This window comes from Ralstonia sp. Ralssp135 (assembly GCF_047304345.1).
Classification (GTDB): Bacteria; Pseudomonadota; Gammaproteobacteria; order Burkholderiales; family Burkholderiaceae; genus Ralstonia; species Ralstonia chuxiongensis.
In genome coordinates, this window is sequence record NZ_JBGLYZ010000058.1 from 1 (window position 1) to 20,230 (window position 20,230).

The window sequence follows — 20,230 nt, forward strand, 5'->3', positions numbered from 1 at the left end:
CCCCAAAGAGCCCACCCCACAAGACCGCCGGGCAATGCGCCGCGCTCGCAAATGGTGACGGTGCGCCCATGTCGAAACCCATCCGCGAGCGCTACCCCTCGCTCACCCTTGACGAGCTCCACAAGCTGGCCGAAGAGCACCGCGACAACGAAACCGTCATGCGGCTGCTCTGGGAGATCCGCGCGCTTCACGTCCTCGGCTACCACGCCTGGCGCGTAGAAACGGAAGAGTATTTTGTCTACCCGGACAACCCGCTCGGCGCTGCGGTTTTGGCACTGCGGGCAGCGCTGCAAAAAGAGAGTTGGCTGTCCGAGATGATCGTCAAGGTCAGAGGGGAACGACTGCCAGCCGACCGCCGGTGACGGCCTGAAATAAACGGCCGGGACACCCTCCTTATTGGTGGTTTGATTTCTACCCCGGTCACCAATAATGGAAATACGCAGGATGCTGAATGGCCCGTACTTTGCGCACCTGCGTTTATGACAGCTCATCCGAGGGGGAGCGTCACGCCCGCGTGTGCAGGGCGCTTTTTTTCGGTTCGCGGCAAACGTTTTACGCGCTTGAGCGAATCGATGCACCCTTCGGGGCGCCTTCCAGTGCACCCCTGTTTGTGCGGCTTTACCGGCACGTCTTCACGCTACCGCCCGCACTATCATCAGACCACCCCGCTCCAAGGGTGCGCACCCATGTGCTACTCCGCCCAAATCGAAGCCGACTATCGACGGTTCGTACACGAGTACGGCGCCATCATGTCGCTCGACGAATTCACGCGGATGGTGATGGAGTACTTCGCCAACCCGAAGATGCGCGTGCCGAAGGCGATGACCGTGCACTTCCTCGAATCGCCCGAGACAGAAGAAGAAAAGAAGATCGCCGAGGTCATCCGCGCGCGCATGGCCGCAGACGAGATCGCGCTGCTGCAGGAACTGGCCAAGCAGACCGAACGGCTGGAGAAAGCCCAGCAGGCCCTCGCCACCAAGGCCACCAAGAAGGCCGCTGAAGACGCCCGCATCGCCACCAACAAGATCGCGGCGGCCACGGGCAAACTCGAAGAGATCAAGAGCACCGAACTGAAGCCGCGCGACTCGCGCATCTACCCCGGCTGGTACGCGCCCGTGATGGTGATGGAGAACGGCCGGCGCGTCGTGAAGCCGATGCGCTACCAGTGCCGCCCCGCCGGCAAACCGGCCTTCTACGACGAGCAGTATCCCGGCACCTACAACGCCCGCCGCGACAACCTGCGCGGCTTCTGGAAAGGCCAGTACGGACGCACGCACGGCCTTGTCCTGGTCGACGCGTTCTATGAAAACGTGACCGGGCCAGACGGCAAAAACGTCGTGCTCGAATTCCGCCCCGACCCGCCGCAGACGCTGCTCGTCGCCTGCGTGTGGTCACACTGGCGCGCGACCAAGCCCGGCGAGAAGGATCTGCTGTCGTTCGCCATCATCACCGACGATCCGCCGCCGGAGATTGCAGAGGCCGGGCACGACCGCTGCCCGATTCCGATCAAGCCGGAGAACATTGATGCGTGGCTGAACCCGGAGCCGCGCGATCTCGATGCGGTAGACGCGATTCTTGAGGACAAGCTGCGGCCGTACTACACGCATCGCGCGGCAACGTGAAGAGTTGCTTTGGGTACCGCTGTTTTCAAGTGACCACTTCAACCGGCTAGCAGCTTGCCATTGAGAAGCATGTGCAGGGTTCTGACGAAAAGAACCACGATCGCGATGCTCAGCATCGCAAGGAGGAGGATCGCAATCAGGGTCACAGGCCAAGCCTGGACGAACATCGAGTATTTCAGCGCGGCACTCGCGAGGGCCGCCATCGGAAAGCTGATGGCCCACCAACCGGAAGCGAAAGGAATTCCCCTGCGAAATACTTTGGGCGCGAGTGTCAGGAATATGAAGAGACCGAAGTAGAAGAGCAACCCGGAGAACGTGTCAACGCGCTGTAGAAAGTTGGTGTAGGCAAGAAAGCCCACTTCGAACGGTGCCATCAGAATCAGCAGCGAAGGAACCATGCCCGCGGGCAAGGGCTCGTGATGGATCATTCGCGACATGATCATCGTGAAGAACAGCAGCGCGATCATCGTTCCAACGGCCAGCGCGAACATGTTGACTTCATGGGCCCACAGCATCGGCATGTTCCCACCTGCAACTGCGATGTCCAGAGTCGCGACTCCCGGGATAAACCACGCGGGAACAGCGTGCGCAGCGTCAATCTTGCCTTGCAGCAATCGGCTTGCAATCGTGAAACACAGCGCGATCGTCGCAATTGTGCCCACGATCCAAATGCCTTCGGCGAGCGGCTGGCTTAGTTGAGCAACGACCGAAGAGAGCAGCAGGATAGCGATGGTGATGGTGCCAAAGAAGTTGCCTGCCACAGGATGTCGGAACTCGCTGCGGACCGCATCCGGATGCCGGATCGCCTTAACGAGATATCCCGCGCCGAGCACCAGGAACACGACGATGGCCAGCATGCCGGCCGCCGCCGATATCAGGGGAGTGACCCCAAATTCCTGACTGGCTTGGCGCCACGCGATGGACAGGCCAGCAATACCCATTACGGACGCAAACAAATTGACGGGCAGGTTTTTGATGGAAGCGTTTCGTTGCAAAGCCGGCGGATGGGTACTCGAAAGTGTCGACACAGCACATTCTCCAAATTCCCGGCGCGACCCGCCGAGGGAAGCCAGAATGGTAGGTGTTTCCACCCAGAAAGATAATCTGGCAATATTTGGAAAGATCCTTCCAGAAAATGAGAAATGGCAGATCGTTTCGAATCCATGTCGATCCTGGTGGCCGTGGTCGACGCGGGCAGTTTCTCTGCAGCGGCGCGCCGACTCGAGATTCCACTTGCAACGGTCAGCCGCAAGGTTGCAGAACTTGAGTCGCACCTCAAAACCCGACTGCTGAATCGCTCGACGCGGCAACTTGCCTTGACCGAAGCCGGACAATCCTATGTCGCCGCATGCCGGCGCATCCTGGAGGAAGTGGGAGAGGCAGAGCGGGCCGCGTCGGGGGAATACGCGGCCCCCAAGGGGGAGCTGGTCATTACGGCGCCCCTTGTCTTCGGACGCCTGCAGTTGCTGCCGGTGGTCGCCGAATTCCTCGCGACTTACCCGGACATCGATGTGCGGATGGTGCTGACCGACCGCGTGCTGCACCTTCTTGAAGAGCAGGTCGACGTCGCAGTGCGGATCGGGGATCTACCCGACAGCAGTTTCATCGCCACGCGAATTGGCACAACGCGTCGAGTCGTTTGCGCGAGCCCTGCCTACTTCGCTGAACATGGCACACCGACGACTCCCCTCGAGCTCATCGGCCATGCCTGCATCACCATGGAACAGATTGCATCTAAGCAAGTCTGGACCTTCCTGTCGGGTCAGGCGGAGGTGGAGGTACCCATCCGTTCGCGGCTGGTCGTGAGCACTGCCGAAGCCGCAATCGACGCGGCAGTGGCCGGGGTCGGCCTTACTCGCGTCCTCTCCTACCAGGTGGCGGACGCGGTGCGTGCCGGTGCGGTCACGACCGCGCTCGAGGCGTTCGAGCCGGCACCGTGGCCCGTCAGCCTCGTTTACCTTGGACAGGGAATCCTGCCGTTGAAGGTGCGCGCATTTCTTGATTTTGCCGGACCGCGATTGAAGGCTCTGCTGGAGGATCTGAGTATCTGATTGGCTTTTGCTTTGCTCTACGCCCCCGGGATACTCGCTAACCAACACACATAACTACACATTTCCTCTTGCCCCGGTCGTGTTCGTGTGTAAAATTACACACAGAACAACCGGAGACCCCCATGCAGTCTGGGCAGTTAATCCGGATGCTCCTCGATGACGGCTGGCAGTTGGTGCGCATCACTGGCAGCCATCATCACTACAAACATCCGGAAAAGCGGGGCCTTGTGACGGTGCCACACCCGAAGAAAGACCTGCCGATCGGAACAGTTCGAAGCATCCTGAAATCCGCCGGCCTGAAGTGAGGCCGGCGGTTTTTCGCAGAAGTGCGAAACCTGTCGCGTAACAACCTAGGAAGAAAAGCCATGCAATTCCCCATCGCGATTCACAAAGACGAGGGGAGCGTCTATGGCGTCACGGTGCCGGATATTCCCGGCGTGCATTCGTGGGGCGATACCGTCGATGAAGCCATCCGCAACACGCGGGAGGCGATCGCGGGTCATCTGCAGACACTGGCAGAGCTCGGCGAAGACGTAGACGTAACCTGCTCGACAATTGAAGACCTGACCAAGCAAGACGAGTACGCCGGTGCCATCTGGGCGATCGTTGAAATCGATGACGAGGAGCTTGACCGCACCCCGGAGCGCATCAACGTGTCACTCCCCCGCTTCGTGCTCAGAAAGCTGGATCGGTTTGCCGAGAAACGGCATGAAACACGCAGCGGGCTTCTCGCCCGCGCGGCCATGGAATTGATGGCGCATGGGTAGGACGGGCGGCCGGTTGGTCGCCTTTTTTTCTTGGCACTGCTCGCCGCAGAGGTGATTGGCAAGCTCCGTCAATCCGAACCTATGGCCAAAGGCAGACCCGCCTTTTCATTTCACAAGCGACAGCCGCAAGACTTCCCCAATGTGCCGCCGATACGCGGCAGCAGTCCAGCCGCTTTTGACCACCAGATCATCCCAAGTTGCCGATGAGGTGAGCGACCAAATCAGATCCGCAGCGGCAGAAACCGAAATCCCACCACGGAGTTTGCCGTCTGCTTTGATACGGGCGGCGACAACACGGCAGCCTTCCAGGCGATCGCTTTGCCGGTCTTGCCATGCCTGCTCTGCATCGGGATCCTGCCGCCGCAGAAGTTCAAAGGCATCTGCAAGCGGCTTGTACGCGGGGCACAGTCGAGCCTGTCGGTCCACAAGCGCCAGCAGTGCTGCAACGCCGTTCTCAGCCGCCCTGATGCGCGCCTGCTCTTGAACAATTCCCCGCTTGCCGTCCACATATCGAAGCAGCGCGACGAACAGATCCGCCTTGTTCTCGAAGATCAGATACAGCGCTTGGCGCGACAGGTCTGCCTGCTTGGCAATCTGGCTCATCGTGATGCCGGTGGCGCCGCCCTCGATGAGCGCCAATGTGGCTAGCAGGATCCGGGCGCGCGTCGTTGGCTCTGGACTTGACACTGTGTAAACTCCAACTTAGTTTACACAGTGTAAAGCGGCGTTCTCCTTTTGAGAATGGCCCAACTGGAGAACACCATGCAAGTACACATATTCCGGGGCCAAGGTCGCGTATTCGGGTTCACGCTGGATGAGCACGGCGCCAACCTCCCCGAGCGGCACGGCCCTTGGACCCCGTTCAAGGTGCTCGACATGCACCCGGACGAGCCGCATCGTGGCGTCGATGTGAACTCGTGCTTAGACGATATCGAGCGGCATGGATTCCACCTCACCGACGCGCACGAACGAATTACGCACTTGAATGTGGCCTAAGGCTTAAACGGAAGACTGATTGCCCCGGGGCAGAATCGTGCGCCACCTTGGCTACCGTCAGGCGTTGGCCGACCTTCGACGCGAAGGGAGCGCTTAGGCCGAAGTCGGAACAGCAAGTCGCAAGTCGTGTCACCGTTTCCGGTGTACAGGTACATCCCCTCCGCGACTCTTCTCGCCTCGCCTGCTTCCGAGTAGATGCGGTAGTTGGGGCCAAAGATGCGAAACCAGAAGCGCAGCCCTTCAGGCGTCGCCTCAACAAATGTTTGGTCGACAACAAGTGCGCGATTGAACGGCTCGCGCGCCGCAAAGATGTTATTGACCGCGGCGTACGCCTGCGGCTTGGCGCGCCATGCTGGCTGGTCAGCCTCTTCCGCGTGCGCCACGACACACAGCGCTGCAGCAAGTACGAACCCGAGTTTTCGCCGCATTTATCGCCCCTCTGCAAGGCGGCCGCCCACGCTACTCTTGCTTGAACCGCAGACGGACAATCGATTCAGCCGACGCTAGAAGCGCGCGGACCTGCGTGGCAGCACTGGGATCGAGCCCAGGATGCTCGTCTTCGAGGTATTCGATGGTCTCTTCCGGCGACCACGGCCCCAAGGACGCCATGTAATCGGCGACCTCGTCCTGAATTTGCTGCCACGATTCATAGCGCTGGCGCGACAGGAGAATTCCATCACCTCGCAAATAGACTATGTAGAGGTTCACATCGCCTTCTTCTCTCAACGTGGTCAAAGCTGATCCGCGGCAACTATGGCGGCCGTCATGGCCTCTTGGCGTCAGTCTCACTCTGACCCCGCGCTGGCGAAAGGACAACAACCCCAACGAGCACTAGACCTACAGCGACTGGCATCAGGAATACTGCCAACAGCACGGGGAACGCGGCATGCTTGAATAAATAGGCGCTACCGGAAAAAAGTAGCCCGACCAAAGCGCACCTGACAAGAATTTTCCCCGAGAATTGAATGGCGCTCTTATCAGTTCTCATATGTAGACACTCCTATGCAGCGCCCCATCACCGGAGCAGCCGCGACAAAGCTGGGCATGCCTTCGCGTGTGTTTCCGCACGTGGCGCATTCAAAGGCGAAGGTCATAGCGGATATCAGTCAACAACCGAAAGCTTGATTGGCGTCCCGTCCGGGAGACTGGCAATCTGCTGAGCTATGTCGCCAGAGAAGCGTATGAGCTCCTCCATCGAGATTGTTCCGAGGTTATCGCCGCCGTACTCGCCGCCGAGCACGCCCGGAATCTTGAGACAGAACTTCCGCCCTGCCGCGAGCGGACCAAACCGTTGCGTTGCTTGATCCACCAGCGCACTCATCTGCCAGTCCACCAAAAACTCACTATCGGCGGCCAGCACCGCGAACGCTGGTTGGTCTGTCGCAACTACCTCGCAGTAGCAATCTTCCGGGCAGAGCCGCCAGTACTGTCCGTGCGCGTCCTTGATGATGAGATTGCCGAAGTCGTTCTCGTCTATCAGTTCCACCGGTTGAATGCCGGTCCAACCCCAGGCGCTCTGGACAACTTCAAGAAGTTGCATCTGTTGGCCTCCCGCCGCAATGAATCCAATCGATGTCAGCCTTCGATCAGAATCGGAATATTGCCAGAATGCGGGTTCAGATATAAAACTCTTCTCTGTCGGCGTCGGAGTCCAGCGCCCCAAAGACAAAAGTCACCTTCGCCCCCTTCATGAATGCCAGTTGACTAAGCTGCGGCCGAATGAACTCGAACAGAGCCCTTGCACTTTGGCAAGCGAAGACGCCTTGGGCGTCTCCTCCATCAATCGCCATGTCATCGCCAAGGTACTCGCCAACACCGTTCGCTTCTATAGCGGGCCGCACCTTTGCGATGAAGTCAGTGTAAGGAAGGATGTCGCGGATATCGTGCGTGAAGTAGATGATCAGATGTTCCATGTAGCCAACCGGCGTGTCGATTCCATGCTGAGGATGCGATGCTATATCGACTTCCACTGAGCCCAGTCCGAAAGGTACTGTCGCGATCGTGGCCCAAGACAATGCTCCACTTCTTCCCAGACAGATTGAGCGCGCGAAGCGTTGAATAGCGCTTCAAGCAGGCCGGTAGCAACCAATTCGACGCGCCTCGAATCGCGGCTAGTCATTTCCTTCTCGATAGCATCACAGGCCTGAATTTTCTCCTGCGCCGACAATGTGTTGAACTGTCGCGCAAGATGTCGGCCCAGTCCCCCATACAAGACCGTCAGAGGCACGTCACTACCGTAGTCCGCCACAACACTGGCCGCAGCGCTCCTCAGCGGTTCTGACAGCGCCAACATGCCAAGAGCATCGTTCAATTTTTCCATTGCATGCGATTTAGGGCGGGCCCAAAGGCCACAAACCGTCCGCTATGTTCAGCACCGGCAACGATGTCCGGTACCCTCCAAAATCAGACACGGTCCTGCCTACATCAAACCTGACGGGGCACATAACGATAGCGGCCCCGCTCATCTGCCGGCAGAACCTTAGAGCGCATCGCCTCACAGCATGCCCCTATGCGCGCAAAATTGGCCCGCGCTTGCCACAGGGTGAGGCCGTGGTTTGCTCCCGACGACGAATCAAGGTCATCCAATCCGAAGCCGTCATCTTCCCAAAAGCACACAGGACAGATTTCCCAGTCCCCTCTCGCGCCCACGGTGAAGTAGTCACAGCAATTGCATTGGTGCTCGAGATCCATTGAGGTCCGCCAGTCGTTGCAAAGCGATGATTCTCGCTCATTGGCTGCACGGTAGCGGTCACGCTCCGCTCACGCTCATCGGCCAAAGGCGGCAATTGCCTCGCCAAAGGCGACCACTGTTGGCACAGCAACAAGCGGCGTATCCTTGGCTTTTTGGCTCCTAGAAGCCCTAGAGCGCGACGACTCAAAGCATGCTCGCACGACACAATGCGGCCCTAAACGCTGCCGCGCTCCTATTTCTGCTGTTCCTCCTAGGCTTCGGCATCTACCTGTCCGCTGATTGCTATGCCGCATCGCCGTTCCCACGGTTCTACATCGCATTGGCCGGAGGCATCGTTGTAGGAACGCTGTTCACCCTGATCGAGCTTCAAGGGCAAAAACCATTTCCAACGAAAAAGAGGATGCCCGTGGAGCAGTTCGTGTGCTTCGGGTTGGTCGGGTGCTTGGCTGCGTGGATGTGGGCCACCGCGCTGCCGAGGATTACATCTAACCGCGTACTCACATCGCAGGCGTCGTATGTGAGAGTGCCGGGGTACAAAAGCTGCCGCTACGCCATCGAATTTAATGATCCCGGGCGAGCCGGCACGATCAGAACGTGCGCGGCGCGATGGGGCCTATACCCCATCCCGGAACACGGCACGGTCAGCGTCACCGAGAAGGTTAGCGGGCCGGGGGTCTACCTTATGGACATCAGATTCAGTCCTTCGTAGAGAAGTCAAAGGAAAAACAAATGCACATCACGAAGATCAGCATCGAAAACTACAAGAGTTTTTATACCGAAACCGAAATTTTTCTTTCCCCAGGGATAAATCTAATTCTTGGCGAAAACAATTCCGGAAAAAGCTCTATTCTAGACGCAGTTTTACCAAAAGAAGCTCAGGCAAGCCCACATCTTTCAGAAATAACAAAACCACACCCCACGGACACGCCACCATCAACCTCTACGATTAGGCTAGCCGTCTCAATAAAAAAAGAAGAACTTTCCAGATACCTGGGAGAGCAAGCATACCTACCAGTTCCCGACGATCAAAGACATATCGCAATTGACTTTGCACATTACATAAATAATTCAATTGATCTTAAATTTCTAGTCACAGCAAACCTGCAAAGCAACGGCCCTGAGATTGGATTTCAAATACTAATAAATAATAAGGCATACGGCCCCGCAAACCAGAACAATGACTCATGCAACCTATGTTATGTTAATTTCAAATCAATCGATAAACTAAGAATTTCAAATTTCTCCAACACCTTTTCTCTACTCCAACAACAGAGTACATCATTACTCTCCAAGCTCTATCGCTTCAAAGCAGAGCGCTTAAATGTTGATCGCTACAATTTTGGCGCGTCAGGGCAACTCAGATCTGATGCTGGAAACCTCCCCGAATGCCTGAATTATTTACAATCTCACAACCCAGATCTCTTCAACGAATACAACGCATTAGTATCGCGGGTCTTCCCGAGCGTATACCGTGTTCAAGCAACACCGTATCAGGCGCAGCAGTTCGAAATTCGGGTATGGCTGGTTCCCCCAAAATCGCGCCGCCCCGACATCTCCATCCCCCTCTCGCAATGCGGTACAGGCATTGGACAGGTTCTCGCCATTCTTTATGTTGCAATGAGCGCGACCTTGCCATTGACGATCGCGATCGATGAGCCCAACAGCTTCCTACATCCAAAGGCAGTACGGACCCTCCTACAGATACTGAATGACCTAGAAATAGAACATCAGTACATCATCACAACACACTCACCCGAGGTCATTCGCTCTTCGGAAGCGAGCACCGTTACAAATGTGGTCAATGAATTCGGCGTATCAAAGGCACTTTCACTCGACCCCACCAACCTTGATGACATCCAGAAAGGACTCGCAAACATTGGGGCCAAACTTTCAGACGTCTATGGCGCCGATCAGATTCTGTGGGTGGAGGGCGAAACGGAAGAGCTAACTTTCCCACGCATTGCCTCTGAAATTGCGAAGATCAAAACAATTGGCATCTCCATCTTGAAAGTTAACTCGACGGGTGATTTTGAATCCAAGAAAACTCGCCCGCGCATGATCTTTGATGTGTACACCAACCTAAGCAAGGCAGGCGCACTATTGCCCCCCGCCGTCGGATTCATTTTTGACAGCGAAGGAAGACCGAGCCACGAGATATCAAGCTTGTCCGCGGCATCTAACGGACTGGTACATTTCCTTCCCCGCCTTTGTTTTGAAAATTTCATTCTCCACCCGCAAGCAATTGCGGAGACGCTATCGATCTCAACGAAGCAAACATTCGGCGCCGACGTCATCAAGAATTGGATCGAAGAAAACGGGCGCCAACAGAGCTATCTATCGTCGACGACCGACATTCCGGACGAAGCTGAGCTCCTTTCTTCGAGCGTTTGGTTGACGCGAGTGCACGCGCCGAAGCTGCTGAAGGATCTTTTCGTGGCCCTTCCTGAACAGCCCGAGCAATACCGCAAGACGACCCATTCCGTGCAGATTACCGAGTGGCTGATTGCAAACGAGCCAACGTTCCTGCAACCGCTGGCCGATGTGGTGTCGGGCGCCTTGTCGGCTTCATAACGTACAGTAGGCCGAATTGCCGATGCCTTTTGGGCTGCCAGGGCTTTCGGCCGTCGTTGTCCTGTGACCATAACGCGTGATGCCGATTGCCATGACGACTTATGAAATTTGGGCCTCACCGCCGTCTCTCCGACGAAATCCGATCTTGGTCGAGAAAGGAGCCAAAGAGAAGCAACCGCAGGTCTTCGAAGAGGATTCGGTGTTGGTGAAAACGTTCGAGGCCGCGAGTTGGGAGGAGGCCAATCAGGTCTTCTATGACTACATGGGCTTTGGCAAGTATCACCCGATGTGAAGCGGGTAGGACGGGCGGCCGATTGGTCCCCTTTTTTCTCTCGCGGCTAGCAAATAGAACTTGCTGGCGTGCTTTTGACGAGAACTGAAAACGCAGTCACCTCGCCGAGATCCGGGAACTCCTCGCCGAAATCACCCCAAGCACCAACTGACGCTCGATGGAGCGCGACGAGATACTTGTGATACTTGCCATAGAACTCGGATAAGTTTAGGCTGGCTCGCTCATGCTTGACGTGTCCCATCGCAATGTTGCGCGCTTTTCGCAGAGCTCTCGCAAAGTCCGTCATTTCCTGAAGCGATACGTTGATTCCCGTGCTCAGGGCTGACGCGCCGAGCGGTGCGGAGTTGAGGGATGACGTACTAAGTCGGAAAGCACGTTGCGCGCAAGTTGCAATCACCGCTTCGGCGACCGCACCCCGGATTGGAGATGCGTCTCCGCGCGTGCGCTGATCACATGCCAATATGAATTCATACAGGTGGTGGATGTAACGTGCATAGGAGTTGTATGCCCGATACGCAAGCTCACGCCCTTGTTCGCCCTGCTGCAACCTCCGCGCTGCGGCCGCGAAGTCATGGAGTGCTTCGGTGCAGCGCAAATACTCATGCCGAAGCATCCGGCAAAGGTTCGCGTCGGTTTCATCGCCATGGACGAACTTCATTTATTCATCTGGCTGTGGAAGGTGGGAAGGAGACAGCCCTGTTCGGCACTGTCGTCGTGAGTTGTCCCGTAGGCACCGCCTGCAGGGCTCCTTCAAAGCAGCGGTCTGACCCGCCGTCTCCCGTCTTATGTCGAACTGCACTCCACCGAACCCGGCATGATCTGATGGAAGCGGTTCCGGACGCGCCTGTTTTGGTAGCGCCCGAACTGCCGCTTTTTGACGTTACTCCCAGAACATCACCCCACAGGATCAGACAATCACTGGATGCCGCCAGCGCGAACGGTTGGGGTATTCAAAAATTGGGTCAACACGTGGCCCTCCTTCAGAAGTCCCCTTATTGGGCCCGATAAGCTTCGCATAGAGCGAAAGTTCCACGCAATACTCAAATAGGGGGGAGTCGGTCCAGCTGGTGGGTAAGCTGCCGGTATCTTTTCCGCCCTCCTTCCCGCTGGTTTGCACGTAACTCCTACCAGCCGTATACTCGGCCGGTTGCCGGAAACACCGGCACACGGGATTAGCGTCCCGTCAACTCAAGGCGCACATCAGCCGCGCTAGTTCTTTACGCGCGGCTTTTGCATGCGCACGTCTGGCCTCCTCAATGGCGGCGCCGGGCGCGGGCTCCGCAAGGGGCGCCGGTTCCTTGAGTCCGGTAACGCTAACCCGCTCGGTCGCCGCCCCCTCCGATTAGCGTCGGAAAGCGGCTTTCAAACCGCACTCAAGGAGTCATGCCATGACTGGTACGTCTGTTGGCGCGTCCGCGCTCGCCCCTATCCCGAACACCTTCAATTTCGAGTCCCACACCGTGCGCGTTGTTATGCGCGACGACGAGCCTTGGTTCGTTGCCACAGATGTCTGCATGGCATTGGGATTGTCCAATCCGAGCGAAGCACTGCGGTCGCTCGATAGTGACGAACGAATGACCCTCAGCTTAACTGAGGGTCATTCCGGCCGACGCGGTGGAGCGCGCCTTCAGACGATCATCAGCGAATCCGGCATGTACACCCTCGTCCTCCGCTGCCGCGACGCCGTAAAGCCCGGCACCGTGCCGCACCGCTTCCGCAAGTGGGTCACGTCCATCGTCCTGCCGGCCATCCGCAAGACCGGCCAGTTCACCGCACAACCGCGCATCGACGCCGCGCCCCGCGCAGCCCTCACACCGGAAGAGCTCGCCAGCCTCTACCCCGCCGACGTCGAGCGCGCGCTGCAACTGCTCAACAAACACATCTACCAGGCAGACCGCTACACCGGCATGCTCATCGTCCTGCAGCACGACGACGCCAAAGAGCCCGTCGTCATCTCCGCCGGCAGCTATCGGCACAAGCGCGCCCGCGCGCTGACTGACTTTGCGCGGGCGTCGGTGCAGATTTCGGATTTGATTGAGGCGGGGGTGTAGAGCGGGTGGGCTGGGGCTTGCATCGCTGGGCGGGTTGGCGGCGGTGCCGGCCCTTTGGGCTGGCCATTACTGGCAGATAACGGTCGATGATGGCCTGCCTACGACTGTCCACTTCCGACCCGAGGCGGACAATTCGAGCCCGGGCCCGAATATATCCGCTTACAGCTTGCCTTCATCCATTCAGGTCAAATGGCTTTGCGCCTCAAGAAGCCCTCGATAACGGTTGCGAAATAAGGCGGACACTCCTGCATCGGGTAATGACCGCAGTTAGGGATAACGTGCAGTTCTGCGTTCGGATGCCACGCGAGAAAGGTACGCTCCATTGCCTCCGAATCAAGTCCGGGATCCTTATCACCGACAATGACCAAATACGGTGTTTCAAGGCCCCGAACGTCATCGACGAAGTTAGCCGTGACCAGCATTTCGAGGTATCTCGCCCGACAGGCAGGTGCGACCGTGTCGCGGCTTTGTCGCACCTTGCGATCAGCCCATCCATCGGAAAGACCTCCGGTGACGAATGTGAACAGCCGCCGAAGGGCGTTGTCGTCTTCTATCGTGCTGGCAAAGAAGGCCCGAGCCTCCGGACTCAACCGATTTCCAGCGGCAGAAACGGGACACACGGCGATCGCGCTCATGACACGAGATGGAGCGTCCGCAGCGATGCGTTGTGTGATCATCCCGGTCATCGAGTGGCCGACTACATGGAAGCGCCTCCAACCGAGCTGGTCGGCGAGCATGAGGCAATCGGCGGCAATCTCCTCTATCGTAAATTCACCGGCCAATTCGATGGATTGCCCGTAGCCACGCGCATCGACGAAAACATATGTGAACGCGTGGCCATCAAGCCAGGGCATAACTGCATCGTAGCTGGAGTGGTCGCCGAGCCAGTCATGCATGACCAGCACGCGAATGGGGCCATTGCCATACTGCACATATCCGAGGCTGGCGCCAGATCCGGGGCGGATTTCAACGGGTGCTTTCATTCCAAGGTTCCATTGGGGTTGTGGGAACCAAAACGAAAACGCCCTCCCGGCGAACCGGGAGGGCGTTTTGAAAGTGATGCCATCCTATCAATCACTCGAACGTGGGTCAATAGGTGGGCACGCCGATGGGCGCTTGGCCGGAGGTCGGCCATCAAGAGCCGGTCGAACATGTGCATCGGACCCTGGCCGAACGGCCGCAGTTGGATGCTGACGCTCGCGCTCAGCCGATCTGCTGCCCCCATCAGCGCTGCACACAAACGCCAACCCCTTCGACCGCACGCTCACGCGCCTGCAAGTATCTCAGTTTCTCCCCGTCCCGCTCGGCTCCTGCGAAGAGATCGACAAGATCCGCCGCATCCTCTCCAGATAGCTCACATCGGCCGGCGGCTCCATCGCCCAGGCTGGCGGCGGGCTGATCTTCACCTGCGCCGGCACTGGCGTCGGGCTGGCAACGGGCGCGCATTGACATCCGTACATCACCAGCAGCAAGAGCGCGCTGCAGACGCGTGTTCTCATCGGTGGCACGTTGCATCTCCGAGAAATGGGTACGGTCGAGCGCGTCGAGCTGGTCGGTAAGCTGCCGGTGCCGGGCGATGGCAGCCTGCAGCGCGGTCATAACGGTATCGATGGCGGCTTGGCGCTCGATGGCGTGGTCGCGTTGCATCTGCGCGATGGTCTTGTCGTAGCGGTTGGCCTGCCAGCCCCACGCGGCTGCTGCAGCCACCGCTGCCACTGCCAGGAGCCGGACGATTGCGAAGTTCATTGGCTTTGCCTTGTCGGATGATGTGAGTGACCCACAGCCCCGCCACCGCCAGCGCGCAGTGCAGTTGCACGGTGGCGATGTTGGGGGTGCCGTCGAGCGCGGCGGAGGCGCTGCCGAGCGCGCACAGGGCAACGGCGCCCAGCAGCAGCGCGCCGCGCAGCCCATGCGGAATGGCCTGCGTGAGCGCAGACCACGCCGCCCCCGCACAGATGGCCACGAGCGCCACGATGTCGATGGCGGTGAGCACGTCGTTTTGGCTGATCGTCATTCTTTGCGGCCTCCTGTCCAGCGTTGGGCTGCCTGCTGCAGCCAGTCGTGCACCAGGCGCCGCAGCGCCGGGAGCTCGCCGTACGCGTGGCCGACGATCGTCAGCCCGAACACGCCGGCGATGAACTTGATGGCGTCAGACACCAGCCCGACTGGCACGCCACTCCACCCAATGACGCCGTTGCCGAGGTAATGCGCACACACGATGCCCAGCAACAGCGCCGCCACGCGCTGCACGGGCGTGCCCGGAATAAACCGCAGCGACACCAGCGCACCAGCCGCGCTGGGCAGAATCGTGTCCACCACGCGCAGCAGCGCGCCCCAACCTGTTTGCTCTGCCATTCATGCTCCCAATGCTTGTTTGGCGACCGCCCAACGCGCGCGGCGCGGCTCTGCGCCTTCCATGGCCGGGCCGTTGATGCGGCGCGTGATTTCGTCGAACTTGCCGGCGTCAGCCAGCTTGCCCAGGCCGAATGCCCACCAGTACCAACCGGCGGAGAGCGCGGCGTATTCATCGCGCTCCAGCAGCTCGGGATGTGTCAGAAGGTCGAGATCGAGCGCATGGCCGCACTCGCGGTAGTTGGCCAGGAAGGTGATTTGCTTGAGGCCGCGGCCCCGGTAGCGCCAGCCGTCACCGCTGGCGGCATCGCCATTGCCGTAGCGGTTGGCGTAAGCGATGTTGGCAATGCGCATCTGCCGCTCGAGCGGCACCGCGCGCTCGTCGGGCGCGCGGCCCAGCGCGAAGGCCAACGCTGGCGTGATGCGCGAGAACATGGCAGGCAGCGCGGCCACGGCGTAGTTGAAGGATTCCGTTACGCGCGTGAACCCGCCGGACTCGTGCCCGATCTGCGCGATGAAGGCCGCTTGCTGCGCGGGCGTGGAGATGCCGAAGCGCCTGCACGTGGCTTCGATGTGCGGCCACCAGCGATTGGCGAGCGCGGGCGGCAAGGCCGCTGCCTTGCTGAAGGTGTCTTTGTTCATGGCTTGGAAATGAAAAAGCCCGCCGGGTGGCGGGCTGATTGAGTGCGCCCGCAGGTGCGAGCGCGTGTGTCTTGCTGTGTGTCTTGTTATTTGGGCGGCGCGGGAATGACCAGGTTGGTCACCTTTGCGGCCTTCTTGGGCTTCCCCTGCCCCGCCTTGGCCTTGCCTGCGTTGCCGCCGTTGAGGCTCACGTTCACCAGCCAGCTTTTGTTGGCGTAGATGTGTGTGACCGTCTCGGCCAGGTAGTCGCCATCGGCCTGGGCTTTGAAGCCTTGCAGGCGCAGGGCTTTCTCGGCGCTGATATCGCCACGGCCCATCATCTCCAGCTCGCCTTCGGCGGTGCTGCGGTTCATGTGTTGCAGCGTGGCTTTGGCGGCAGCCTTGGCGGCCTGTGGGCTGGCGTGCACGTGTCGCTCGGTGTGCGTGGCCTGCGCGGGCCCGCCATCTGGCGCGTCCGGGTTCGGGATGTACAGATCGATCTTGCGGCCGGTCTTGGCATCGTGCGCGCGGGTTCTGACACCGCCGACACTGCTGCGGTCTGGGAAGGTCAGGCGGTACCGCATCAAGTCTTCCGGCCGTAGCACGATGGGCGCGAGTGGTTTGCCCTCTGCGGATTTGCCGCCGCCGCGCGGGGCGACGATCAGCCGGCCGCCCTTGACCGTGGCGGTGCCGCCGTACTGGCGCGCAAGCCGAGTGATGAAATGCAGATCGCTCTCGCCAAACTGGTCAGCGCGGTCGATTTGCGCCTCGATCGTGCAGGCGGGCTTCCAGCCGTGCCGCGCGGCCACGCTCGCCACGATGGCGGCCAGCGTGGTGCCGGTGTAGCTGGCGTTGCGTTGCGCCTTGGCGGTGGCGCGCATGTCGGCCGGCTTGCCGCGTATGACGATGGTGGCCGGCGGGCCGCTCAGTTCAATCTCATCAACGGCGTAGGTGCCACGTGTCGAGAGCCCCTTGCCGGCCCAGCCGAACGAAATGCGCAGCGTGGCACCCTTGGGCGGGAAGGCGATCTTCCCGTCGCGGTCATCAAGCCGGATCTCGCAGCGGTCGGCTTCCATGCCGGGCTTGTCGGTGGTGCGGATCTCCAGCACGCGATCGCGCAGCAGCGCGGTGATGTCGCTACCGTCCGCAACCACTTCAAAAATTGCTTGTCGCATATCAGCCACTCGACTGCCTCGTCCCTAAAGATCTGAAATCGCCCCCATTTCAATGCTCCTTTTTCTGTACACAGAAGCAATGAAAAAGTGACTAATCGAATCAAGTTAAAAGGGTTTCTTCCTAAGCAAAAACTCCGGGCCGCCATCAATTGAATTGCCTCGTGACAAAGCCGCCCTTGTTGCTACGCTCATTTCATGCCGCACATACCCGTTCGTCTTGGATTCGGAGGCACAAATGTCAATGGTCAAACTGTATGCGTGGACAACTCCGGCGTTCTTCAAAGATTCCATCGTCGACCACACCTGGGTGACGGCATACGACAACCGCGTAACCCCATACAGCTCCATCGATGCAGTAGTCGAGGCTTCGTCCGACTACTGGTACTCCTGGGGCTCATTCCACCCTGCAGGCACGGCTCTGATTGCCCAAGGCACAGCAAGCCTTGAAGCCGCTACTTACTTGTGCGAGCCGAATGCGGACTCCAGAAATGACCGTGCCGCGGCGGGCACCATCTTCGTCTACGGAATCGACGGGGTGTGTCACCAGTTGGCAAACCAGATTCTGTGGTCAACAGGAAGTGCCACGCAGGCTCCGAGAACGGTGGAACTTGCCCGGGGCTATCACGTAAGTTCGGCTCTATACGGCACTTACGGTCTAAACAAGGACGACTGGATTCAACACAGAGATGGAGCGCCGCAAGCTGCGAACGTCAGCCTTACGTATGCGCTGCCCATCGACAATGGAGATGACTTTGAAAGGCATGCGAGGGCTGTGCTCGCTGGTAGCGGTGGCAGTGCCAAGCTTGCAAGCCTGCTCGCCTATCGTAAACAGCATGCGCGGGAGACGCTGAAAACCAAATCGGATGTCAAACTCGCGCAAGTCATTCCTACTGCGGACTCGATCAATGCACGCGTAAACGAGTTCCTTGGAGGCGCACTTGGAATCCTCGGCCCCGACGATTTCAAACGTGTTTTCCAGATCGATCCGCTGCCGAATATGAACCTTGTTGATCCAGATCTCTTTGCCCAGACGACTGCGGTTCAGAAACCGGCAAACCAACCTTAGGTGCATTCGCACTACGTCCAAAGCTGGATAGGCTCGTCACGCGCGGGCGTGAGATCGGGCAGGAAGATCTCCACCCCGGCGGCGTACGGCTGACGGCGCGCGGCCAAGCCGGGGTTGGCATCGAGCACGGCTTCCACCGTGCCGGCCAGCGTGCCGTATGCGCGGTAGCAGAGCACGTCCAGCACGTCGCCGTCAGATGTTCTGATAGTCATCGCCATAGCGTCGGAACTCCAAATCGAAACCCTGTTTGCGCGGCGTGCCATCGGCCAGCAGCGCGTCTTGCTCTTCGCCCACGCGGTCGAGGAAGTAGCGGCCGAGCACGTCGCCCGAGCCGGTGGTGAGTTGCACGGGCTTGAGCGCGGCGCCAATGGCGCGCAGGCGGTCGAGCTGCCCTGCCCCTGCGCCGCCGGCGGTGAAGATGGCGCCGGATACGGTGATGGTGTCGCCGCCCGCGCCCACGGCTTGCAATGCCTCTTGCCGCTGGATGCGCTCTTGCGCGGCGATGTTGTAGCGGGTCTCGCGGCGCAGGCGGTCGTATGCGGCGGTGCTGAGACCGAACTGGAATTGCTCGCCGTCATCCGTCGACAGCACGAGCAGGCGTTCGGTGGCGCCGGCGGCTTGGCCGGCGCCCAGGATCTTGTCTGGGCCCAGCGCGTAGCTGGGCACCAGGCTGCGCACGTTAGACGTGACTGCAGGCAGCACGGCATCGAGGCGGCGGCGCACGGTTGCCAGTGCGTCGCCGGTGGATTGCGCGGCACGCAGGATGGTGTTGAACCGCTCGCCAACGGCGGTGCGTTGGATGCCGGCCAGCGCGGTGTCTGTCAGGCCGAGCGCGCGCTGCGCTGCGCCTCGTACCGCTGTCATGCGGCCTGTGCCGCCAATAGCCTCCCCAGCGGCGGCAAGTGCGTTGCCGGCGCTGTTCAGGTCGCCCAAGGCCTGCGCCTCGCGGCGCTGGGCGTTGGCTTCGCCCGTACCGTCGGGCTTGTCGAGCAACCGCTCCATCTGCCGGACATGCTCGGCCGCGCGCGCCGCATGCGTGGCCGCTGCGGATGCGAAGGTCTGAAAATCCATGGTGTGTTCCGTTACAGATGCGGGCGATCCGACATGGCCGCCCGGCGCTGCTGTGCGGCGTAGTCGTCAAACTGGCGGCGTAGGTGCGGCATCAATTCCTCGGCAAGCTGGCGCGGGTCTTTGACGTCGCCGTGCACCGTCAACGCGATGCGCGGCGCGAACTCAAAACGTTGGTCGACCTGCGGCGGCGGTGCCGGCGGCGCCTTGGCGAGCGCGCTGACCGTGCCGAGCGCCTCTGCGGCGCCGGCGGGCAGGACGGGCTTGCCAGTGATCAGCTCGGCCTTGGGCTTGGTGTCGCCCAAGGCTAGCCCGGCTGCGGCGCTGCTGGCCTTGCCGCCAAGGTACGAACCCAACATGCCGCCGAGCAGCCCGCCAACAACGGTGCCGATGGGCCCAGCGATGGCTGTGCCAGCAACGGCGCCAATGGCACGCCCCGCCGCGCCGCCGGCAAGTTCCCCGGCCAGCCCTGCGCCAATGCCCGCGAAGGCTTTGGCCTTGTCGGCTTTGGAGCCGGGGCTCTCTGCCGCTTCCGCGCTTGCCATGCCGGCCGTGCCCACCAGCGCCAAAACGCCCGCGACAGAGCCGACCTTGCCCAGCTTGGGCGCTGCGCCTTTCAGGAACCGGCCGGTCGCACCCGGCACGCCGGGTGCCTTCGCGGCGGCCGGTGCCACCTTGGCAGCGGTAGCAGCCGCCTCGGCCGTTCGGCCAACGCCTGCAGCAACGGCAGTGCCGCGAGCGATGTTGGTCAGGCCCTTGCCGATCGACCACGCGGCGCGGGCGCTGCGGAACGCCAGAATCGACGCCAGTACACCGCCAATGGCGACGGTCGCTTTGGGCGATTCCGCCGCCAGCTTGCTGACCGACGTTCCGGCGCCGGCAGCGAGATCGAGAAAGACCTGGAAG

26 protein-coding genes and 1 pseudogene are annotated in these 20,230 nt (G+C 60.0%); 11 read left to right on the forward strand and 16 right to left on the reverse strand.

The window, feature by feature from the left end; genetic code table 11:
• Both ACCD03_RS24095 and ACCD03_RS24100 read left to right on the forward strand, forming a co-directional pair.
• A partial coding sequence (locus tag ACCD03_RS24095; protein WP_413413134.1) for a hypothetical protein occupies nucleotides 1-362 on the forward strand: 362 nt, incomplete at its 5' end.
• 324 nt (nucleotides 363-686) lie between these two features.
• Entirely contained in the window at nucleotides 687-1,622 is a 936-nt protein-coding gene (locus tag ACCD03_RS24100) for an SOS response-associated peptidase family protein (protein ID WP_413413135.1), read from the forward strand.
• Between the two features lie 38 nt (nucleotides 1,623-1,660).
• Here the strand turns inward: ACCD03_RS24100 and ACCD03_RS24105 are convergent, their stop codons facing one another.
• Complete coding sequence (locus ACCD03_RS24105; protein WP_413413136.1) at nucleotides 1,661-2,650, reverse strand: SLAC1 anion channel family protein; 990 nt, start codon at nucleotides 2,648-2,650, stop codon at nucleotides 1,661-1,663.
• A 114-nt stretch (nucleotides 2,651-2,764) separates the two neighbouring features.
• On the opposite strand from ACCD03_RS24105, the gene ACCD03_RS24110 reads away from it, so the two are divergent.
• From ACCD03_RS24110 to ACCD03_RS24120, 3 genes are all read left to right on the forward strand, one after another.
• The gene (locus ACCD03_RS24110) at nucleotides 2,765-3,673 is read left to right on the forward strand and encodes a LysR substrate-binding domain-containing protein (RefSeq protein ID WP_413413137.1); all 909 of its coding nucleotides are present in this window, start codon (nucleotides 2,765-2,767) and stop codon (nucleotides 3,671-3,673) included.
• A gap of 122 nt (nucleotides 3,674-3,795) precedes the next feature.
• The gene (locus ACCD03_RS24115) at nucleotides 3,796-3,978 is read left to right on the forward strand and encodes a type II toxin-antitoxin system HicA family toxin (protein ID WP_413413138.1); all 183 of its coding nucleotides are present in this window, start codon (nucleotides 3,796-3,798) and stop codon (nucleotides 3,976-3,978) included.
• A gap of 60 nt (nucleotides 3,979-4,038) precedes the next feature.
• Nucleotides 4,039-4,440 (forward strand): type II toxin-antitoxin system HicB family antitoxin, encoded by a 402-nt coding sequence (locus ACCD03_RS24120; RefSeq protein WP_260803339.1) that lies wholly within the window; start codon nucleotides 4,039-4,041, stop codon nucleotides 4,438-4,440.
• A 105-nt stretch (nucleotides 4,441-4,545) separates the two neighbouring features.
• Here ACCD03_RS24120 and ACCD03_RS24125 read toward each other — a convergent pair whose 3' ends face one another.
• The gene (locus ACCD03_RS24125; RefSeq protein WP_413413139.1) at nucleotides 4,546-5,127 is read right to left on the reverse strand and encodes a TetR/AcrR family transcriptional regulator; all 582 of its coding nucleotides are present in this window, start codon (nucleotides 5,125-5,127) and stop codon (nucleotides 4,546-4,548) included.
• A 75-nt stretch (nucleotides 5,128-5,202) separates the two neighbouring features.
• On the opposite strand from ACCD03_RS24125, the gene ACCD03_RS24130 reads away from it, so the two are divergent.
• Complete coding sequence (locus ACCD03_RS24130) at nucleotides 5,203-5,436, forward strand: hypothetical protein (RefSeq protein ID WP_413413140.1); 234 nt, start codon at nucleotides 5,203-5,205, stop codon at nucleotides 5,434-5,436.
• On the opposite strand, the gene ACCD03_RS24135 is transcribed toward ACCD03_RS24130, so the two are convergent.
• From ACCD03_RS24135 to ACCD03_RS24155, 5 genes are all read right to left on the reverse strand, one after another.
• On the reverse strand, nucleotides 5,433-5,864 hold the full coding sequence (locus tag ACCD03_RS24135) for a hypothetical protein (protein WP_413413141.1): 432 nt from the start codon (nucleotides 5,862-5,864) through the stop codon (nucleotides 5,433-5,435). The genes ACCD03_RS24130 and ACCD03_RS24135 overlap by 4 nt on opposite strands.
• Before the next feature lie 31 nt (nucleotides 5,865-5,895).
• Nucleotides 5,896-6,171, reverse strand: a complete 276-nt coding sequence (locus tag ACCD03_RS24140) for a hypothetical protein (protein WP_413413142.1) — start codon at nucleotides 6,169-6,171, stop codon at nucleotides 5,896-5,898.
• A gap of 367 nt (nucleotides 6,172-6,538) precedes the next feature.
• On the reverse strand, nucleotides 6,539-6,976 hold the full coding sequence (locus ACCD03_RS24145; RefSeq protein ID WP_413413143.1) for a T6SS immunity protein Tdi1 domain-containing protein: 438 nt from the start codon (nucleotides 6,974-6,976) through the stop codon (nucleotides 6,539-6,541).
• A gap of 76 nt (nucleotides 6,977-7,052) precedes the next feature.
• Nucleotides 7,053-7,349 carry a hypothetical protein gene (locus tag ACCD03_RS24150; protein ID WP_413413144.1) on the reverse strand — a complete coding sequence of 99 codons (297 nt, stop codon included), beginning with the start codon at nucleotides 7,347-7,349 and terminating at the stop codon, nucleotides 7,053-7,055.
• A 511-nt stretch (nucleotides 7,350-7,860) separates the two neighbouring features.
• The gene (locus ACCD03_RS24155; protein WP_413413145.1) at nucleotides 7,861-8,127 is read right to left on the reverse strand and encodes a CPCC family cysteine-rich protein; all 267 of its coding nucleotides are present in this window, start codon (nucleotides 8,125-8,127) and stop codon (nucleotides 7,861-7,863) included.
• Nucleotides 8,128-8,318: 191 nt separating this feature from the next.
• On the opposite strand from ACCD03_RS24155, the gene ACCD03_RS24160 reads away from it, so the two are divergent.
• The 3 genes from ACCD03_RS24160 (at nucleotide 8,319) to ACCD03_RS24170 (ending at nucleotide 10,991) form a co-directional block, all read left to right on the forward strand.
• The gene (locus tag ACCD03_RS24160) at nucleotides 8,319-8,837 is read left to right on the forward strand and encodes a hypothetical protein (protein WP_413413146.1); all 519 of its coding nucleotides are present in this window, start codon (nucleotides 8,319-8,321) and stop codon (nucleotides 8,835-8,837) included.
• Between the two features lie 20 nt (nucleotides 8,838-8,857).
• Nucleotides 8,858-10,699: an ATP-dependent nuclease gene (locus ACCD03_RS24165; protein WP_413413147.1), complete on the forward strand. Its 1,842-nt coding sequence runs from the start codon at nucleotides 8,858-8,860 to the stop codon at nucleotides 10,697-10,699.
• A gap of 145 nt (nucleotides 10,700-10,844) precedes the next feature.
• Entirely contained in the window at nucleotides 10,845-10,991 is a 147-nt protein-coding gene (locus ACCD03_RS24170) for a hypothetical protein (RefSeq protein ID WP_413413148.1), read from the forward strand.
• Between the two features lie 46 nt (nucleotides 10,992-11,037).
• On the opposite strand, the gene ACCD03_RS24175 is transcribed toward ACCD03_RS24170, so the two are convergent.
• Nucleotides 11,038-11,649 carry a hypothetical protein gene (locus tag ACCD03_RS24175; RefSeq protein ID WP_413413149.1) on the reverse strand — a complete coding sequence of 204 codons (612 nt, stop codon included), beginning with the start codon at nucleotides 11,647-11,649 and terminating at the stop codon, nucleotides 11,038-11,040.
• Nucleotides 11,650-12,379: 730 nt separating this feature from the next.
• Between ACCD03_RS24175 and ACCD03_RS24180 the strand changes: the two genes are divergently transcribed.
• Entirely contained in the window at nucleotides 12,380-13,042 is a 663-nt protein-coding gene (locus ACCD03_RS24180; RefSeq protein WP_413413150.1) for a Bro-N domain-containing protein, read from the forward strand.
• A 185-nt stretch (nucleotides 13,043-13,227) separates the two neighbouring features.
• On the opposite strand, the gene ACCD03_RS24185 is transcribed toward ACCD03_RS24180, so the two are convergent.
• From ACCD03_RS24185 to ACCD03_RS24205, 5 genes are all read right to left on the reverse strand, one after another.
• Nucleotides 13,228-14,025, reverse strand: coding sequence for an alpha/beta fold hydrolase (locus ACCD03_RS24185; protein WP_045203127.1), 798 nt, complete (start codon nucleotides 14,023-14,025; stop codon nucleotides 13,228-13,230).
• Nucleotides 14,026-14,266: 241 nt separating this feature from the next.
• Complete coding sequence (locus ACCD03_RS24190; RefSeq protein WP_045203128.1) at nucleotides 14,267-14,788, reverse strand: lysis system i-spanin subunit Rz; 522 nt, start codon at nucleotides 14,786-14,788, stop codon at nucleotides 14,267-14,269.
• A gap of 264 nt (nucleotides 14,789-15,052) precedes the next feature.
• On the reverse strand, nucleotides 15,053-15,397 hold the full coding sequence (locus ACCD03_RS24195; protein WP_045203129.1) for a hypothetical protein: 345 nt from the start codon (nucleotides 15,395-15,397) through the stop codon (nucleotides 15,053-15,055).
• Nucleotides 15,398-16,036 (reverse strand): glycoside hydrolase family 19 protein, encoded by a 639-nt coding sequence (locus ACCD03_RS24200; RefSeq protein ID WP_413413151.1) that lies wholly within the window; start codon nucleotides 16,034-16,036, stop codon nucleotides 15,398-15,400. It abuts the gene before it with no gap.
• Between the two features lie 86 nt (nucleotides 16,037-16,122).
• Nucleotides 16,123-17,190 carry a phage late control D family protein gene (locus ACCD03_RS24205; protein ID WP_413413152.1) on the reverse strand — a complete coding sequence of 356 codons (1,068 nt, stop codon included), beginning with the start codon at nucleotides 17,188-17,190 and terminating at the stop codon, nucleotides 16,123-16,125.
• A gap of 235 nt (nucleotides 17,191-17,425) precedes the next feature.
• Between ACCD03_RS24205 and ACCD03_RS24210 the strand changes: the two genes are divergently transcribed.
• The gene (locus ACCD03_RS24210) at nucleotides 17,426-18,256 is read left to right on the forward strand and encodes a hypothetical protein (protein WP_413413153.1); all 831 of its coding nucleotides are present in this window, start codon (nucleotides 17,426-17,428) and stop codon (nucleotides 18,254-18,256) included.
• An 11-nt stretch (nucleotides 18,257-18,267) separates the two neighbouring features.
• Here the strand turns inward: ACCD03_RS24210 and ACCD03_RS24215 are convergent, their stop codons facing one another.
• From ACCD03_RS24215 to ACCD03_RS24225, 3 genes and pseudogenes are all read right to left on the reverse strand, one after another.
• Nucleotides 18,268-18,474: a tail protein X gene (locus ACCD03_RS24215; protein ID WP_102079707.1), complete on the reverse strand. Its 207-nt coding sequence runs from the start codon at nucleotides 18,472-18,474 to the stop codon at nucleotides 18,268-18,270.
• Nucleotides 18,449-19,327, reverse strand: coding sequence for a phage tail protein (locus ACCD03_RS24220; protein WP_413413154.1), 879 nt, complete (start codon nucleotides 19,325-19,327; stop codon nucleotides 18,449-18,451). The genes ACCD03_RS24215 and ACCD03_RS24220 overlap by 26 nt, the downstream gene beginning before the upstream one ends.
• A gap of 11 nt (nucleotides 19,328-19,338) precedes the next feature.
• Nucleotides 19,339-20,230: pseudogene (locus tag ACCD03_RS24225) on the reverse strand (hypothetical protein); the annotation flags it as partial.

What these genes read in the sequence shown, in the direction of transcription:
- ACCD03_RS24100 (WP_413413135.1), top strand. Translation starts at nt 687, where the DNA reads ATGTGCTACTCCGCCCAAATCGAAGCCGACTATCGACGGTTCGTACAC.
- ACCD03_RS24110 (WP_413413137.1), top strand. Translation starts at nt 2,765, where the DNA reads ATGGCAGATCGTTTCGAATCCATGTCGATCCTGGTGGCCGTGGTCGAC.
- ACCD03_RS24115 (WP_413413138.1), top strand. Translation starts at nt 3,796, where the DNA reads ATGCAGTCTGGGCAGTTAATCCGGATGCTCCTCGATGACGGCTGGCAG.
- ACCD03_RS24120 (WP_260803339.1), top strand. Translation starts at nt 4,039, where the DNA reads ATGCAATTCCCCATCGCGATTCACAAAGACGAGGGGAGCGTCTATGGC.
- ACCD03_RS24130 (WP_413413140.1), top strand. Translation starts at nt 5,203, where the DNA reads ATGCAAGTACACATATTCCGGGGCCAAGGTCGCGTATTCGGGTTCACG.
- ACCD03_RS24135 (WP_413413141.1), bottom strand. Translation starts at nt 5,864, where the DNA reads ATGCGGCGAAAACTCGGGTTCGTACTTGCTGCAGCGCTGTGTGTCGTG.
- ACCD03_RS24145 (WP_413413143.1), bottom strand. Translation starts at nt 6,976, where the DNA reads ATGCAACTTCTTGAAGTTGTCCAGAGCGCCTGGGGTTGGACCGGCATT.
- ACCD03_RS24150 (WP_413413144.1), bottom strand. Translation starts at nt 7,349, where the DNA reads ATGGAACATCTGATCATCTACTTCACGCACGATATCCGCGACATCCTT.
- ACCD03_RS24155 (WP_413413145.1), bottom strand. Translation starts at nt 8,127, where the DNA reads ATGGATCTCGAGCACCAATGCAATTGCTGTGACTACTTCACCGTGGGC.
- ACCD03_RS24160 (WP_413413146.1), top strand. Translation starts at nt 8,319, where the DNA reads ATGCTCGCACGACACAATGCGGCCCTAAACGCTGCCGCGCTCCTATTT.
- ACCD03_RS24165 (WP_413413147.1), top strand. Translation starts at nt 8,858, where the DNA reads ATGCACATCACGAAGATCAGCATCGAAAACTACAAGAGTTTTTATACC.
- ACCD03_RS24175 (WP_413413149.1), bottom strand. Translation starts at nt 11,649, where the DNA reads ATGAAGTTCGTCCATGGCGATGAAACCGACGCGAACCTTTGCCGGATG.
- ACCD03_RS24180 (WP_413413150.1), top strand. Translation starts at nt 12,380, where the DNA reads ATGACTGGTACGTCTGTTGGCGCGTCCGCGCTCGCCCCTATCCCGAAC.
- ACCD03_RS24185 (WP_045203127.1), bottom strand. Translation starts at nt 14,025, where the DNA reads ATGAAAGCACCCGTTGAAATCCGCCCCGGATCTGGCGCCAGCCTCGGA.
- ACCD03_RS24190 (WP_045203128.1), bottom strand. Translation starts at nt 14,788, where the DNA reads ATGAACTTCGCAATCGTCCGGCTCCTGGCAGTGGCAGCGGTGGCTGCA.
- ACCD03_RS24195 (WP_045203129.1), bottom strand. Translation starts at nt 15,397, where the DNA reads ATGGCAGAGCAAACAGGTTGGGGCGCGCTGCTGCGCGTGGTGGACACG.
- ACCD03_RS24200 (WP_413413151.1), bottom strand. Translation starts at nt 16,036, where the DNA reads ATGAACAAAGACACCTTCAGCAAGGCAGCGGCCTTGCCGCCCGCGCTC.
- ACCD03_RS24205 (WP_413413152.1), bottom strand. Translation starts at nt 17,190, where the DNA reads ATGCGACAAGCAATTTTTGAAGTGGTTGCGGACGGTAGCGACATCACC.
- ACCD03_RS24210 (WP_413413153.1), top strand. Translation starts at nt 17,426, where the DNA reads ATGTCAATGGTCAAACTGTATGCGTGGACAACTCCGGCGTTCTTCAAA.
- ACCD03_RS24215 (WP_102079707.1), bottom strand. Translation starts at nt 18,474, where the DNA reads ATGGCGATGACTATCAGAACATCTGACGGCGACGTGCTGGACGTGCTC.
- ACCD03_RS24220 (WP_413413154.1), bottom strand. Translation starts at nt 19,327, where the DNA reads ATGGATTTTCAGACCTTCGCATCCGCAGCGGCCACGCATGCGGCGCGC.